The sequence below is a fragment of the Paenibacillus sp. P4_E11 genome (assembly GCF_056401635.1).
The window spans coordinates 1-14,053 of the sequence record NZ_JBFUIX010000059.1; the positions used below are offsets into that span (position 1 = coordinate 1).

15 protein-coding genes are annotated in these 14,053 nt (G+C 50.8%); 11 read left to right on the forward strand and 4 right to left on the reverse strand.

Annotated features, from left to right (window positions below):
- Nucleotides 1-375: 375 nt before the first annotated feature.
- Nucleotides 376-618 carry a helix-turn-helix domain-containing protein gene (locus AC1DWB_RS20835; RefSeq protein ID WP_477543018.1) on the forward strand — a complete coding sequence of 81 codons (243 nt, stop codon included), beginning with the start codon at nt 376-378 and terminating at the stop codon, nt 616-618.
- Nucleotides 619-622: 4 nt separating this feature from the next.
- On the forward strand, nt 623-1,141 hold the full coding sequence (gene def / locus AC1DWB_RS20840; protein ID WP_477543019.1) for a peptide deformylase: 519 nt from the start codon (nt 623-625) through the stop codon (nt 1,139-1,141).
- A gap of 343 nt (nt 1,142-1,484) precedes the next feature.
- Here def and AC1DWB_RS20845 read toward each other — a convergent pair whose 3' ends face one another.
- Nucleotides 1,485-2,513, reverse strand: a complete 1,029-nt coding sequence (locus AC1DWB_RS20845) for a hypothetical protein (RefSeq protein WP_477543020.1) — start codon at nt 2,511-2,513, stop codon at nt 1,485-1,487.
- 173 nt (nt 2,514-2,686) lie between these two features.
- On the opposite strand from AC1DWB_RS20845, the gene AC1DWB_RS20850 reads away from it, so the two are divergent.
- The 3 genes from AC1DWB_RS20850 to AC1DWB_RS20860 all read left to right on the forward strand — a co-directional run bounded on the left by AC1DWB_RS20850 (nt 2,687) and on the right by AC1DWB_RS20860 (nt 4,982).
- The gene (locus tag AC1DWB_RS20850; RefSeq protein WP_477543021.1) at nt 2,687-3,112 is read left to right on the forward strand and encodes a MarR family winged helix-turn-helix transcriptional regulator; all 426 of its coding nucleotides are present in this window, start codon (nt 2,687-2,689) and stop codon (nt 3,110-3,112) included.
- A 34-nt stretch (nt 3,113-3,146) separates the two neighbouring features.
- Complete coding sequence (locus AC1DWB_RS20855) at nt 3,147-3,638, forward strand: pyridoxamine 5'-phosphate oxidase family protein (protein ID WP_477543022.1); 492 nt, start codon at nt 3,147-3,149, stop codon at nt 3,636-3,638.
- Between the two features lie 75 nt (nt 3,639-3,713).
- Entirely contained in the window at nt 3,714-4,982 is a 1,269-nt protein-coding gene (locus AC1DWB_RS20860) for an MFS transporter (RefSeq protein WP_477543023.1), read from the forward strand.
- On the opposite strand, the gene AC1DWB_RS20865 is transcribed toward AC1DWB_RS20860, so the two are convergent.
- Both AC1DWB_RS20865 and cdaS read right to left on the reverse strand, forming a co-directional pair.
- Entirely contained in the window at nt 4,967-5,704 is a 738-nt protein-coding gene (locus tag AC1DWB_RS20865; protein WP_477543024.1) for a hypothetical protein, read from the reverse strand. The two genes, AC1DWB_RS20860 and AC1DWB_RS20865, sit on opposite strands and share 16 nt — an antisense overlap.
- 315 nt (nt 5,705-6,019) lie before the next feature.
- A complete protein-coding gene (gene cdaS, locus AC1DWB_RS20870) occupies nt 6,020-6,637 on the reverse strand; it encodes a sporulation-specific diadenylate cyclase CdaS (protein WP_477543025.1) in 618 nt (205 codons plus the stop codon).
- A 174-nt stretch (nt 6,638-6,811) separates the two neighbouring features.
- On the opposite strand from cdaS, the gene AC1DWB_RS20875 reads away from it, so the two are divergent.
- Together AC1DWB_RS20875 and AC1DWB_RS20880 are read left to right on the forward strand one after the other, a co-directional pair.
- The gene (locus AC1DWB_RS20875; RefSeq protein ID WP_477543026.1) at nt 6,812-7,345 is read left to right on the forward strand and encodes a YceI family protein; all 534 of its coding nucleotides are present in this window, start codon (nt 6,812-6,814) and stop codon (nt 7,343-7,345) included.
- Between the two features lie 90 nt (nt 7,346-7,435).
- A complete protein-coding gene (locus AC1DWB_RS20880; RefSeq protein ID WP_477543057.1) occupies nt 7,436-8,299 on the forward strand; it encodes a pirin family protein in 864 nt (287 codons plus the stop codon).
- A 484-nt stretch (nt 8,300-8,783) separates the two neighbouring features.
- On the opposite strand, the gene murA is transcribed toward AC1DWB_RS20880, so the two are convergent.
- Nucleotides 8,784-10,076 carry a UDP-N-acetylglucosamine 1-carboxyvinyltransferase gene (gene murA / locus AC1DWB_RS20885; RefSeq protein ID WP_477543027.1) on the reverse strand — a complete coding sequence of 431 codons (1,293 nt, stop codon included), beginning with the start codon at nt 10,074-10,076 and terminating at the stop codon, nt 8,784-8,786.
- Between the two features lie 161 nt (nt 10,077-10,237).
- Between murA and AC1DWB_RS20890 the strand changes: the two genes are divergently transcribed.
- From AC1DWB_RS20890 to AC1DWB_RS20905, 4 genes are all read left to right on the forward strand, one after another.
- Nucleotides 10,238-11,029, forward strand: coding sequence for a helix-turn-helix domain-containing protein (locus tag AC1DWB_RS20890; RefSeq protein ID WP_477543028.1), 792 nt, complete (start codon nt 10,238-10,240; stop codon nt 11,027-11,029).
- Between the two features lie 53 nt (nt 11,030-11,082).
- Nucleotides 11,083-12,090 carry a phosphotransferase enzyme family protein gene (locus AC1DWB_RS20895; protein WP_477543029.1) on the forward strand — a complete coding sequence of 336 codons (1,008 nt, stop codon included), beginning with the start codon at nt 11,083-11,085 and terminating at the stop codon, nt 12,088-12,090.
- Nucleotides 12,091-12,214: 124 nt separating this feature from the next.
- A complete protein-coding gene (locus tag AC1DWB_RS20900; protein ID WP_477543030.1) occupies nt 12,215-13,180 on the forward strand; it encodes a Gfo/Idh/MocA family protein in 966 nt (321 codons plus the stop codon).
- Nucleotides 13,181-13,214: 34 nt separating this feature from the next.
- The gene (locus AC1DWB_RS20905) at nt 13,215-14,039 is read left to right on the forward strand and encodes a sugar phosphate isomerase/epimerase family protein (protein WP_477543031.1); all 825 of its coding nucleotides are present in this window, start codon (nt 13,215-13,217) and stop codon (nt 14,037-14,039) included.
- Nucleotides 14,040-14,053: the final 14 nt, after the last annotated feature.

Below are 14,053 nucleotides of genomic sequence, written 5' to 3' on the forward strand. Positions count from 1 at the left end.
GTACTAACCGGGATGTTCATTTCTACTGCAATCTCAGGCAAGCTTTTCACCTGTTCCTGCATATACTTCACTGCATTCTCTTTAAACTCTTGGTTGTACCTTTGTCGTTGTTCCTTCATTCCCGGACACCTCTTCTTGTTGGTTATTTTTATTATCCGAGGCTCCTTTCGAGATGTCCACTTTTAATTCTAGACCCAGATACAACGCTATGGGTCGCCGAACTGAACGCGCTCTGCGATTCATGCTAAGCCTGGAGCAGTAATGTATTTGAAACGGTATTCTGCCTAAAAAGGGGTGAATGCCGTTTTTAGTTGTGATATATTAGGTATTAGTTAATATATTAAGGTGATGGCTAATTATCGGAGGCGATATTATATGCTGGAGTGGATGTTGAGGAAAGTGATGGCGGAACAAGGAATATGGTCGGGCGTGGCACTCGCGAGACTACTGCAAAAGAAGGCGGGCTATCGGCTGTCCGCACCGTCGATCAGCGCCTTGCTGACGAGTCAGCCCAAGCAGATGAAGGCCGATACACTAGATGCCCTATGCACGGCGCTGAATTGCTCGCCGAACGATCTGTGGGTCTACACGCCGCCCAAACGGGCGAAGGGGGCTTAAGGCGATGGGGATAAAAACTATATTGCCGTTCGGCGATCCCATTCTGCGTAAGACGGCCAAGTCGGTTGAAGCGATAACGCCGAAGATTCTGAAGCTGCTTGATGATATGGCGGATACCCTGTATGCGGCCGAAGGGCGAGCTGGTCTGGCCGCACCTCAGGTGGGGATTCTTCGCAGGGTCATCGTGATGGATTGCGGAGACGGTCTGATCGAGCTCATCAATCCAGAGATTGTTCAGGTAGGCGGGGAGCAAATAGGGCTGGAAGCGTGTTTATCATATCCAGGATATACGGGTGAAGTGTCGCGGTACAACTACGTGAAGGTGAGAACGATGAATCGGCAAGGTGCCACAGTCGAATTAGAGGGGGAAGGCTTCCTCGCCCGCTGCATGCAGCATGAGATCGATCATCTGAATGGGGTGTTGTTCATCGATCATGTACGTGGCCAGTGGCTGTATGAAGAGCATACGAACCGACGAATCAGTGTGCTGGATGTAGTCAAGTTGAGTAACTCGGGGAATTGAAAGAGTGCGAACCGCGTGCGAATTGCCCAGTAAGGCTGAGACCGAGGCTGTCGATTCATTGTGAACACAGGAGTGGAAAGTGAAAAAGAGGACCCCGGCGAGTTTTGGCTTGAACCTCCATACCACGAAATCCCTTATACTATCCAAGGAGGTTCAAACAAGATGTTTGAGCTCACGGGGTCCCCGCAAAGTACTCGGCGTTATCTCCAGAGCTAGTCTTCACTTTGTGGGGTAAAGATTAGGGGGCCTTTTTCACTTGGAACGGCCGTTTTTGCTTCAATCAGTAATGAATCAACAGCCTCAAAACCGACCTTACTGCCACCCACCGCTCGACCCACGCAGACTATAACACCGTTACCACGTTCAATCCCCAGCCAAACATTACCTCATCACTGATGATTTCGGCACGAATCGAATTCAATCCTTTTTTCCAACGAACGGGTAAGCTGGCGAAGTTCGCACGGATCCGTCCATCGCTGGAGGGAGGGTCCCATTTCCAAACCCCCTTGTAAACTTCTATTTCATTCACCCGTAAACAGACCCGATCGCTAAAGCCGAAAGACAGCAGGGACTCGATTTCCTCATCCACTACAAATTCTGTCTTGGCTTGGACACAAAGCCCGCGTCCAGAAGGGAAGAGACGATTCAAATTGAGCGTACCATTCTCTTCAACTTGGACGTTGATCCAATCCTGTTCGTCCTGCGGTTGTTCGCTCTCAAGATAAGGTTGTGAAACCGTCCAATTCGTAATGGATGTAACGTCGTCCTTCAAATTGCTAACAATTACAGATTCGTCAGCATCCATCTCAATCGGAGGGATTTCTACCAGTTGCAAATTTCGAATATAGCTCGGAAGATAACCCCATACTCCAATACGACCGGACTGATAGCCATGCTGTAGGCTGGTTATGACGAGCTGAGGAGAAGCTGAATCTCCCACGAAGATGGACACTTGGTTGGGATGAACGTCCAAGGCAAGTCTTGTCCATTCGCCTGCTGGAAAGGGTGCTTCAGCCTGAAAGCGGGGACCATGATAGATTTGCCATGTGCTGGAGCCATTCATGATCGGGTCATATTGGATGTCGCCTGGGGAATCAGCACTTGCCGGAGAGATGTAGACCAATTCATAATTTTGCGCATCACGGGCTCCGAAGGCAAGGCCAACAAATCCGTAAGGCCCCGGACAAGCGATTTCCGCCTGAATCCGATAACTTGGCAAGTCTACGATTTCATGCAACAATACAGGARCCGCGAGCTCATTTTGATCAAAAAACAACGCATCCTTGTCTTTCCAAACACCTGCAACTGCACCCGACCTACCTAGATCGAAAGCGCTTAATTGTTCCGCTACATTCCACGTGGACGATTTCATGAACAAACACCTCTCACAGAAGATTTGACAACGATTACGGAATCCTAATGGCTTGACATCATTTGCATATACAAATAAACTATATACAAATAGATAATATACAAATTAAAATAAATGTACAATACTTTTTTTCAAGGGACGGGACTATGAGTAAACTTCGGCAAGGCGGGTTTATGATTTCGAAAATTCATCAATTGTCAGGCCGTATTTTCGCGAAAATGCTCAAAGACCATAACATTACTGAAATTAATCCTGCTCAAGGAAGAATATTATTCGTGTTATGGCAGAAGGACAATATCTCGATCCAGGAGCTTGCTAAACGGACATCGCTTGGTAATTCAACGCTTACCCGGATGTTAGATAACCTTGAGCAATCCCATCACCTGACCCGCGTGTACCCGAGTGACGATCGTCGCAAAGTGCTTATTCAGCTTATGGAGGAGAACAAGAAGATGAAGGCCGCGTACGAGCAAGTGTCGATGAATATGAATGCGGTCTATTACAATGGTTTTGAGGATCGTGAAATTGATGAGTTCGAAACTTATCTGAACCGAATCTTCGGTAATCTAGTGAAACACGACGAAGGAAATGACGAATAGTACCCAACACCGAACTGCAGGGGGATGGATTATCATGAGTCAGGAAAGTGTGATCCAGCGAGGGATTGAAGCTGCTAACAATTTAGTTATGCACGAGATAGTTCCCATTAGCAGGGAAGAGGCGGTGCAGAAGTCATTAGCATTGATCGAGCGTTGCGAAATTGCTATGGTGGGGTCACACGGCAATGACGGGTATCCGAATATTAAAGCCATGTTTAAGTATGACACGCAGGGGCTCAAGACGGCCATCTTCAGCACCAACACATCCTCTAGAAGAGTGGCGCAATTTAAAGCAAATGCCAAAGCCTGTATTTATTATTACGACCCTGATCTCTTTATGGGGGTTAATCTTGTGGGTGAAATGGAAATCGTAGAAGATTTGGCAGTGAAGGAACACCTGTGGCGAGATGGTTGGGAAGCTTATTATCCTCTTGGTGTGATGGATCCGGAATATTGCTTGCTAAGATTCACGGCCAAGTCGGGGAACTACTATCACGGGTTACAAAACATCAGTTTTGAGATTTAGTGGGTGTTCTCAGCCTGAATTTCGGTATAGAATGAGTTTTATATCCAAAAGTTACCGGCATTCAGGAAGGAATTTATGAAACCAACCATCTCGAACAAATCACTTCAACCCGCTCAGAGCATTCAGAGTATAGCGCTTATCACAGCGATATGTTTGTTGGCGGATTCTATGCTATACGTAGTGCTGCCATTGTATTGGAAGGAAGCAGGGTTATCGTCCTTATACGAAGTAGGGATATTGTTATCGGTGAACCGCTTTATTAGGCTGCCGCTGAACCCGATCGTTTCCTGGGGGTACAAGAAGCTGCCGATAACGACAGGTATGATTATCGCGATCCTGTTGACCGGTGTCGTCACCTTCATGTATTCGCAGGCACAAGGCTTCTGGTTCTGGTTCGCTCTGCGGTGTGTGTGGGGGCTCGTCTGGACTTTCCTGCGGCTTGGGGCTTTCTATGCCATTCTGAATCTATCCACAGAGCATAATCGCGGGTTCCTGATGGGACGGTATAACGGGCTGTCTCGACTGGGCAGCTTGTTCGGCATGCTCGCTGGCGGTGGACTCGTCTGGGTGATCGGCATGCAGGCGATCTTCCAAGTGTTCGCTGTGCTCACACTAGGAGCGCTGTTCCTGGCGTTCAAGGTGAGAGCGAGCGCCGATCTGCTGCCGCAGTCGGTACCCGCCTCGTCCGCGGCCACCCATTCGCCGAGGCAGCCACAATCAGCTGCAGTCGGATTGTTCCGCCGCTTGGCGGAAGGGCTGCTCACGAAGCCGGTGGTGCTCGCGCTACTCACCGGCTTAGTGACGGCGTACTTGTTCCAAGGCGTGTTCAGCTCGACGCTGAGCCACATCTTGGACCTACGGCTAACTGAAGCCGGCATCGGAGCCAGCTTCCTGATGAATGCTGCGATGCTCGGCGGCCTGTTCCAGGCGATACGCTGGCTCTGGGAGCCGTGGCTCGCGCCGTGGATCGGGCGGAAGTCCGACCAGCTGGGCACGCGGGTCCCGCTGCTCATCATAACCTTGTGCGTGACGGCTGGGCTCTTCGCGCTCATCCCGGTCCCGGCACCGCTCTTGCTATGGCTCGTGGTGCTGCTGCTAATTCAAGCAGCAGCGACCGTGCTCACGACGTTATGCGATACGATCGCCGCAGACGTCTCCTCTACTCGGCCGGACAAGACGATGGTCATCACCGTATACTCCATGATGATCGACCTCGGCTCTGCATTCGGTCCGATGATCGCCTACAGCTTCTCCGTTACGGCGCTGTATGTGAGCTCAGCGGTGTTGCTTGCCGCGTTGGCTAGCCTCTGGTTAGTTCACCGCGAGCGTCAGATCGTCCATTGATCGTGCACGATGCCGACCACGTACCAGTCACTGCCTGAGTGTTCGAAGATGAGCTTCAGGCCCGCCCAGTCGTGGCCTTCGAGCTTCTTATCGAATCCGCTGAAGTAGTACTCGACGATAATCGCCTTTGGGTAGGTTTCCCGTGTGTTGTTGATAGTGTTCCCTTTGCCCAACGCCTCGTTGTAGCTGAGCTTCTCCGGCTTCGCAAAATCGTGATCGTACACAAACTTGGCGTAATACTCCGCGAAAGTCAGCTGAATCGGCTCACCGGAGCCGTCGAACACACCCCATGTGCGTTTGGTAGAGTCGGTGAACGCTTTCTCCAATTGATCGGCTTTCATAACGATGTCTGTCTTCTTATTCACATTCGTGTATGGGGAGAAGCGAACCCCAAGCTCCGGGTGTACATAACCTGCGAGCTTTTTCATATCCTTGGCTTTCAGTACTTGAATGACTTCAGCAGCACGATCTGCGATCCATGTCTTGGCTTGCTCTGGCGGGACGTTCCCGTTCAGAGGGGCGGCCGGAGTGGAAGTAACAGCAGGCTTCTGTGAAGGTGCTGGGGTCGTGGGCATACTGGAGCTTGGAAGAGCTGACGGTGTGGAAGATGGTATGGTAGAGGGCGATGGGTTCACAGAATCCGAATGACGGCTGCAGCCGGTCAATGCTAACAAGAGGACGGCCAACATGCCAGGGATTAGACTTGCGAATAGTCGGTTCATCGAGGCGTTCCATCCTTCCCGTGGAATATAATTCCTGCTTTTTTGACGAGTATGGATCAGAAAAGGTTGCGGGATATATGAAGGGAGGAGTTGAGGACGATGGCGCGGACGGCGGTACGGGTGCATGCGAATTGGAGTGGATTCAAGGGTAACCGGAGCTTAGTCCAACCCGGCTATTCCCGGTCGTCGGTGTCGAACACATGGCAAACCAGACGGTTCCGGGATGGAGATCCACCCAGAGTCGCTGTGTGAGCGAGAAGCCGAGGCACTGATGTGAATGCAGACGGGTCACGGAGAATATATATGTAACTCGGCTCAATGCGTGTATAACGGAAACAACTGACCTTGGATGGCGAATGATGCATCTCCAGTTTCCTCTGACACGACAAGAACGATCGCATCGCTGACCTCAGATAAACCGACGGCAGCCCGATGACGGGTTCCACGTTTCGGTGGCAATTCGGATGTGTGGGAGAGCGGCAAAATATTTTTGGCAGAAATAATCTGATCGGTTCGAATAAGCACGGCGCCATCATGAAGCGTATTGCCCGGATAGAAAATCGATTCCAGTAGGGCGGAGTTAATCTCCGCTTTAATTGGCGTGCCGTCTTGCAGTTGCAAGTCGAGCTTATCACCTCGTTCTACTACAATCAGCGCGCCGTGGTGGCGGTCAGCCAGATTGCGAACACAGGTCGCCAAGTCGGCATATTTGCTCGTATAGGGAGAGAGATAACAGTTCAAGTAAAACGTGGCCGCTCGCGTCTGTACATCGGTGAGCATGAGGCTGATCCGCTGGAATTCACCTAGGTAGCAATGATGCTCTTGATCGAATTCATCCACGATCCGCTCCAGTTGCAGACTCACTTGCTTCAAATCCTGTTTCATAGTAATGAGCATCGGGGAAAAATCGCAATCGCCACCTAGCTTAGGCATTGGGTCAGCACCTCCGTCAATAGCATTCCCCGACATCAATCAAAATATTGAAATAAATTGTTGAATAGACAATTGACAAAAAACCGAAGTACGTATATTATAATAATATATTTCTTAATTGTAAGTAAATTATTAATAGTAAGTAAATAAACAACCTTGAGGAGGCAATTTATAATGGCAAAATCGCAATGGACAGTAGATCCAACTCACAGCAGTATTGATTTCTCAGTAAAACATATGATGATCGCAAAGGTTAAAGGGACTTTCCACACGTTCGAAGCGCAGATTGATGCAGACCCAGCCGATCTTACATCCGCTAACATCTCGATTAGTGTGGACTTGAGCAGCATCGATACGCGTAACAGTGATCGTGATGCGCATCTGCGCTCTGGTGATTTCTTCGATGCCGACACGCATCCGAAGATGACGTTCCAATCGACATCCGTCGCCAAGACTAGTGATGGGGAGTACGATGTTACAGGGGATCTTACGATTCGTGGCGTAACCCGTCCTGTGACGATAGCTGCAACGTTCGAAGGTACTGGGAAAGATCCTTGGGGCAATGTGAAGGTCGGTTATAGCGCCGTAGGCAGCATCAAACGTAGTGACTTCGGCTTGACATATAATGCTGTACTGGAAACAGGTGGCGTCATGATCAGCGACGAAATCAAGATTTCCATCGAGCTAGAAGCCATTCAACAAGCTTAATTGGGTTAACCTACGAGATAGAGGACGGCAGGAAGAGAGCAATCTCTGCTGCCGTTCTTTTCATATTCGTAAAGGGAGGGCAACATCATGATGAGTGGTCAATCAGAGGTTGCAAGACGTATCATTGTACGGACATGGGATGTAGCAGCGAGGGACGGGCAAGCGCCTCATCTTCGAGTCGGCCAAGTGCTGAAGCCTGGCCAGTGGAAACAATACGACCCGTTCCTGTTCATGGCAGAGGACTGGTTTCAACAGGGGACGTTCGACTTCCATCCGCATCGCGGCATTGAGACTGTTACGTTCATCATAGAAGGCAAGCTGAAGCATGAAGACAATTATGGGGGGTACGGAGTACTGGAACCGGGTGATGTGCAATGGATGACCGCGGGGCGCGGCATTATTCACTCGGAAGACCCGCTGCCGGGCGAGACGGTTCACAGCTTGCAGCTATGGGTTAACATCCCGCGTTCCGCCAAGATGGCGGAGCCGCGCTATCAGGATATGAAGGCAGCGAATACGCCGGTGCGTAGTGAGCCAGGAGCTACGGTCCGGGTGTTCTCAGGAGCATCCGGTGATGTGAAATCCGCCACACTGAACCATATTCCGGTCACCTATGTGGAGATCGTGATGGAAGCTGGTGCAAGCTTATCGCAAGATTTGCCAGCCGGTTACAACGGGTTTATTTATGTACTGGAAGGGAAAGGCCGATTCGGAGAGGACAGTACGTCGGGATCGGAACGTCAGGTGCTGTGGCTCGGTCCTGCGGGTGAAGACGCCGACTTGAGTGAGATTACGATTGAGGCGGATGAGCCGCTAAGAGCGCTCCTTATCGCTGGCCAGCCGATTCATGAGCCGGTTGTCGCCTATGGTCCGTTCGTGATGAACACGGACGAGGAGATCGAGCAAGCCTTCGAGGATTACCGTTCGGGCAAATTCGGCCCGATTCCGCGATAAGCCCGCCTGGCGGGGCGGGGCCCGTGGGGGCAAATAGCGCGGAAAAAGAGGCTGTCGATTCATTGAGGATTGAGGTGAAAACGGCCGTTCCAAGTGAAAAAGGACCCCTTTTGCTCAAACATCTTGTTTGAACCTCCTTGGATTGTATAAGGGATTTCGCGGAAGGGAGGTTCAAGCCAAAACTCGCCGGGGTCCTCTTTTTCACTCTCCACTCCTTTGCTCACAATGAATCGACAGCTTCAAAAACCGCGCAACAGCCCGCCCGGCGAGGCCATCGGGAGCGAATAACGCGGAAAACCGTGCTACAGTCGCCTCGGCGAGTCCATGGGTGCGAATAGCGCGGAAAACCCGCGTACAGTCCACCGGGCGAGGCCACCGGGCTCCAATAGCGCGGAAAATCCGCGCTACAGCCCACACAAACAACCTGACCGTTGTGCTACACGGTCAGGTTGTTCGTTATGCCGTACCCTCGAGCAGCCAATCGCTACTGGGCATCGCTCAGATCAAATGAATCCGCAACGTCGGAATCCATCAATGTAATCTTCGCCCCGATGGAAGCGAACGTCTCTACGACGTTCTCGTAGCCCCGTTCAATGTGCTGAAAGCCCATTACGGACGTACGCCCTTCCGCCGCAAGTCCAGCCAGGATGAGGCAGATGCCCGCCCGAACGTCCGAGGCATGTACCATAGCGCCTTTCAGCGGCAAACCGCCCTTAATGAAGGCTACACCAGAACGAACCTGAATGTCTGCTCCCATACGCTTCAGTTGGTTGACGTGATTGAACCTCTCCGGGTAAATTCGCTCACTAACGATGCTTTTACCAGGGGCCTGCGTAAGAAGGGCCGTCAACGGTTGCTGCAGATCGGTTGCGAACCCGGGATACATCGCCGTACGAACGCGGGTCGCGCGTAGAATGCCGGTCGAATGAGCCGTCATCGATTGATCACCGACTTCGATATGAAGGCCGATCTCGGTCAGCTTGGCAACACAAGAGCCCAGGTGCTCAGGGATGACGTCTTGTACGGTTACACTTCCGCCTGTCATACCAGCAGACATGAGGAACGCTCCGGCGATCAATCGGTCCGGAATGACGGTATGGGTACAGCCGCTCAATTGCTTGACGCCTTCGATCCGAATCGTATCCGTACCGGCCCCGCTAATCCTGGCACCCATCGCGTTCAAGAAGTTGGCGGTGTCCGTTACTTCAGGATCTCTTGCCGCATTTTGCAGGACCGTCGTTCCTTTCGCCCGGACTGCTGCAAGCATCGTGTTGATCGTAGCGCCCATCGTAATCATATCGAAGAATATAGTCGCCCCTCTGAGCTCGGACGCTTCTACTTCGTAATAGTCATTATGGAATGTGAGCTTGGCGCCCAATGCCTTCAAGGCTTTGAAATGCTGATCGATCGGGCGGCTCACGAAATCATCCCCGCCAGGATACCCGACCGTGACTTTGCCGAACTTCGCGAGTAGAGCGCCAATGAAATAATAGGCGGCTCGGAACAGGGATGATTTCTTCGGGTCAAAATTCGCGTGTAAAATGGCAGTTGGATCTATATGTAAAGCACCGAACACATCACGTTCGATTCGGAGTCCAATTTCTTCACCAAGCTGGCCAATGACTCTGACATCGGCAATATCGGGAATGCCGAGCAGTTGGACGGGTTCATCCGCCAAACAAGCGGCTGCGAGAAGGGCTAGAGAGCTGTTTTTGGAGCCATATATTTTGACGTTACCGTTAAGTTGTGCTGTTTGTTCTACTTGAAGCCATTTCATCTATGTACCCTCCGCGAAGTTCTTCTTCTTAGTACTATATTTATCCAAATGTATCGACCTTCAACCATTATACCTAAACGCTATAGAAGATGGAAATCATTTATGCTACCCTGATATCAATAATCCCAATATGTTTCGAAATGTAGCGGAGGATTGTGGGTATGAACACGGAATTTATTGTTCGAAGTTTTATTGGCACTAGGGATGTCGATTGGGTGGATCCGGGTTATCATCAACATCCAACGCTTGAAATCAGTATCCTAATGGAGGGTAGAGGTGTTTTCGAGTGGGGGGGAAAGCGTGAAATGCTTGAAGCAGGTCATGTCGTAATCGTGCCTGCAGCGCTGCCGCATCTGTTCGAAGGCAAGGGGAGGAATCGATATGGTGTCATTCATCTGGACCATATTCCAGCCAAACTGACCGAGATGCTGAGAAGAATCGTGAAGACCGACCAGCCGACGTTATTCGTCTTGTCTCCTCTGGATAAGGACCGCTATGAGCGCTTGTTCCGAGAATGGCAGCGTACCAAATATTCTCCCTTGAAAGAGAGGGACTGGAACAATACGGCCTGGATGGAGGTGCTGGTGCTGTTCCTGATGGAGCATTCCCAGACCGACCGGGAGGCACTTACGATTACGAAAGCGGGCGACTGGATTCGCGAGAACCTGCAGCTAGGGGTGCAAATGTCGGATTTGGCCGAGCTGGCCGGGCTGACAGAGGGTGGCTTCCGCAGGTTGTTCGAGCAAATCTATCATATGAGCCCGAAGCAGTATCAGCAGCAATGCCGGATGGCGGAGGCGAAGTGGCAACTTAGCTCGTCGAATAAGGATATGCTGGAGATCGCGGGGATGATCGGATTTACGCGGCAGCATTCTTTCTCCCTGTGGTTCAAACAGTTGGAAGGCGTGTCCCCCTCGGAATGGCGGAAGCAGCAGCAGATGCAGTTCGGGTGAGAGCGCTTAGGAATAAGCAGATCATATAAATTGTGTTGTGAAAGGAACTTGTAATGGAAGCGGAAGTAAAAGCGATATTTAACGACCTCTTATTGACAGCTGGAGCAGAGAAATTCGGCAGCACGCTAGATCAATTAAGCTATATCGGAGCTTGGCAAAACTTCGTCTATGAGTACAAGGAGAAGGGGAAGTCCTACATATTAAGATTTACACCAAGCACCCATCGCAGTGAGAACTTAGTTAAAGGCGAACTGGATTGGATTCAATATTTGGCGCATAACGGTGTTGCTGTATCGGAACCTGTAGCATCTAGGTATGGCAACTTGACTGAAGTTGTACAGCAAGACGATATGCAGTTCACGGTAACGTCTTTTGTGAAAGCGGAAGGCAGCAAGATGGGGTATCCGGAATGTCTAACTGATATTGATTTGTATCAACGACTGGGCAAAGTGACAGGGAAGATGCACGCCTTATCCAAAAAATACGAGCTGCAGGATGAATCGATTCGCAGGCACGACTGGAACCAGAATTACTATTTGTCCCACATGGAGAAGTTCGTTCCGGCGAGTCAATCCTTCGTGTTCGAAGCTCGTAATCTAGTAATGAACAAGATTAGAGACACTCTGCCCAAGGATCAGAATTCATACGGTTTAATCCATGGTGATCTAGGAGTTGGCAACTATACCGTGAGCGGAAATGAACGGTTGATCACTCTTTTTGACTTTGATGAGGCGCAATACAGCTGGTTTATTGAAGATATAGCTATACCGTTATACTATCTGGTTTATGTATATGGTGGCGTGGAAGGAAAGGAAGATCGAGAGTCCCAGGCGTTACGGTTTATGGATTCTTTCTTAAAAGGGTACGATCAAGAAAATTCGCTGGAAGAGGATTGGCTGAAGCAGCTCCCTCTGTTCCTGCAATTGAGAGAACTCATAGCGTATACAGGGATGTATCGAAGTGCAGATATGGCACAATTAAACCAATGGGGCAAAGATTATATCGCGCAGTGTCAAGTCAGGATGGAGCATGGAATCCCGATTGTCGACATTTGGAGCTAAATTTTTTGCGTATATTGTGTATCGTTTTCAATAAATACAACGGCCTGGAAACGTATTATTGTTTGGGAGTAGCACCACGAGTAATACCCATTCGATAAAAAAAGTTCAGGAGGCGTTGTCGGCAATGACAGTCAGAATCGGATTTATCGGTGTCGGAGGTATGGCAGAGCATCATATGAAGACGCTGCAAAAGGTGGATGACGTCCAGATCACGGCCGTGTACGACATTAATCAAGCGAGGGCCCTTGAGGTGGCAGGTCAATACGGGGCTGTCTCGTATGCAAGCGGTGAGCTGCTGCTGGATTCGGGACAAGTCGATGCACTATTCGTATGCACGCCTCCATTTGCCCGTTCGGGTATCGAAGCTGCAGCAGCGCGCAAAGGCATTCATCTGCTTTCCGAGAAGCCGGTCGGCTTGAAGATGGAGGAAGTACGCGAGACGGAACGGATCATCCTGGAATCCGGTGTCATTCATTCGTCTGGCTATTGCTTGCGCTATATGGACATTGCGGCCAAGGCCAAGGCGTATCTCGCTGACAAGCAGATTGACATGGTGATGGCGTATCGATTCGGCGGCATGCCCGGTGTGAAATGGTGGAGGATGTTGGAGCAATCTGGCGGGCAGTTGGTTGAGCAATCTACGCATCAATTGGACTTGATCCGCTACTTAGCCGGGGAGTTCAAGGAAGTACATGCGATCCACGAGCAGCGATATATCCGCGAAGTCGATCCGGAAGCGACGGCTTACGATGTCGGTACGGTGTCATTCGTCCTCCAGTCGGGAGCCATTGGCAACATTACGAGCACGTCCCTGGCCAAATATGTGGGACGCGGTGCAGTTGAGATATACGGTCATGATTTCTTCCTGTCGATCGATGGATCAACACTGCGGATCAAGGATGACCAGCAGGATATAACGGAGAAATCTTCTACGGAATATTACTATGAGCAGGACAAGGCGTTTATCGAAGCGGTACGGACTGGGCGACAGGAGCTTGTGCTGGCGGACTATTCGGAAGCTGCTGCTACACTGGCGGTCACACTGGCCGCTAACGAATCAGCTGCTTCACGTACTAGCGTAGCGGTATAACTGTAGTAATTCCAGGAGAAGGAGCGATTGTGCTATGTTGAAAAGTATCAATCAATGGTGTTTTCCGGCGGATACGCCACTTGAGAAGGTGTTGTCGGTCAGCAGTGACGCAGGGTATGCAGCTGTGGAATTGAACCTGTACGACCGGGGAGGCATCGGGTTCACGCTGGACACTACGGCTGCGGAGGCTGAAGCGATCGGGAGGATGGCCCGTAGCAACGGCATACAACTGCGCAGCTTGTCCACCGGCTTGATGGGGCGCTCACCGATGTCATCGGCTGATGCTTCCTTGCGCGAACAAGGCCGCAGCGTCGTGATCAAGCAGCTGGAGCTGGCCGAATTGCTCGGCATCGATACGGTGCTCGTTGTGCCGGGAGTCGTCAATCCAGGTACGTCGTACGACCAGTGCTATGAACGGAGTCAACGCGAGCTGCTTACTCTGGCCAAGGAAGCGGAAAAGAGGGGCGTTCGGATTGGCGTAGAGAATGTGTGGAACAAATTCCTGCTCTCACCGCTTGAGATGGCCCGATATGTCGATGAGATCGGCTCGCCGAACGTCGGTGCCTACTTCGATGTGGGTAACGTACTGTTGTTCGGGTTTCCCGAGCAGTGGATCCGAATTCTGGCCTCACGCATCTTGAAAGTCCATGTCAAAGATTTCAGAACCGCAGTCGGTAATGGAAACGGCTTCGTTCCGCTGCTCGCTGGTGATGTGAACTGGACCGAAGTGCGGACAGCCTTGCAGGAGATCGGTTATACGGACACACTTACGGCGGAAGTGAGTCCGTATGCGAGTGATCCGTATCAGTGCGCGTACGATACGTCGCATCAGCTCGATGTTATTATTGGGGGCAAGTGATCGGGGATATTTGA

What these genes read in the sequence shown, in the direction of transcription:
- AC1DWB_RS20835 (WP_477543018.1), top strand. Translation starts at nt 376, where the DNA reads ATGCTGGAGTGGATGTTGAGGAAAGTGATGGCGGAACAAGGAATATGG.
- def (WP_477543019.1), top strand. Translation starts at nt 623, where the DNA reads ATGGGGATAAAAACTATATTGCCGTTCGGCGATCCCATTCTGCGTAAG.
- AC1DWB_RS20850 (WP_477543021.1), top strand. Translation starts at nt 2,687, where the DNA reads ATGATTTCGAAAATTCATCAATTGTCAGGCCGTATTTTCGCGAAAATG.
- AC1DWB_RS20855 (WP_477543022.1), top strand. Translation starts at nt 3,147, where the DNA reads ATGAGTCAGGAAAGTGTGATCCAGCGAGGGATTGAAGCTGCTAACAAT.
- AC1DWB_RS20860 (WP_477543023.1), top strand. Translation starts at nt 3,714, where the DNA reads ATGAAACCAACCATCTCGAACAAATCACTTCAACCCGCTCAGAGCATT.
- AC1DWB_RS20865 (WP_477543024.1), bottom strand. Translation starts at nt 5,704, where the DNA reads ATGAACCGACTATTCGCAAGTCTAATCCCTGGCATGTTGGCCGTCCTC.
- cdaS (WP_477543025.1), bottom strand. Translation starts at nt 6,637, where the DNA reads ATGCCTAAGCTAGGTGGCGATTGCGATTTTTCCCCGATGCTCATTACT.
- AC1DWB_RS20875 (WP_477543026.1), top strand. Translation starts at nt 6,812, where the DNA reads ATGGCAAAATCGCAATGGACAGTAGATCCAACTCACAGCAGTATTGAT.
- AC1DWB_RS20880 (WP_477543057.1), top strand. Translation starts at nt 7,436, where the DNA reads ATGAGTGGTCAATCAGAGGTTGCAAGACGTATCATTGTACGGACATGG.
- murA (WP_477543027.1), bottom strand. Translation starts at nt 10,076, where the DNA reads ATGAAATGGCTTCAAGTAGAACAAACAGCACAACTTAACGGTAACGTC.
- AC1DWB_RS20890 (WP_477543028.1), top strand. Translation starts at nt 10,238, where the DNA reads ATGAACACGGAATTTATTGTTCGAAGTTTTATTGGCACTAGGGATGTC.
- AC1DWB_RS20895 (WP_477543029.1), top strand. Translation starts at nt 11,083, where the DNA reads ATGGAAGCGGAAGTAAAAGCGATATTTAACGACCTCTTATTGACAGCT.
- AC1DWB_RS20900 (WP_477543030.1), top strand. Translation starts at nt 12,215, where the DNA reads ATGACAGTCAGAATCGGATTTATCGGTGTCGGAGGTATGGCAGAGCAT.
- AC1DWB_RS20905 (WP_477543031.1), top strand. Translation starts at nt 13,215, where the DNA reads ATGTTGAAAAGTATCAATCAATGGTGTTTTCCGGCGGATACGCCACTT.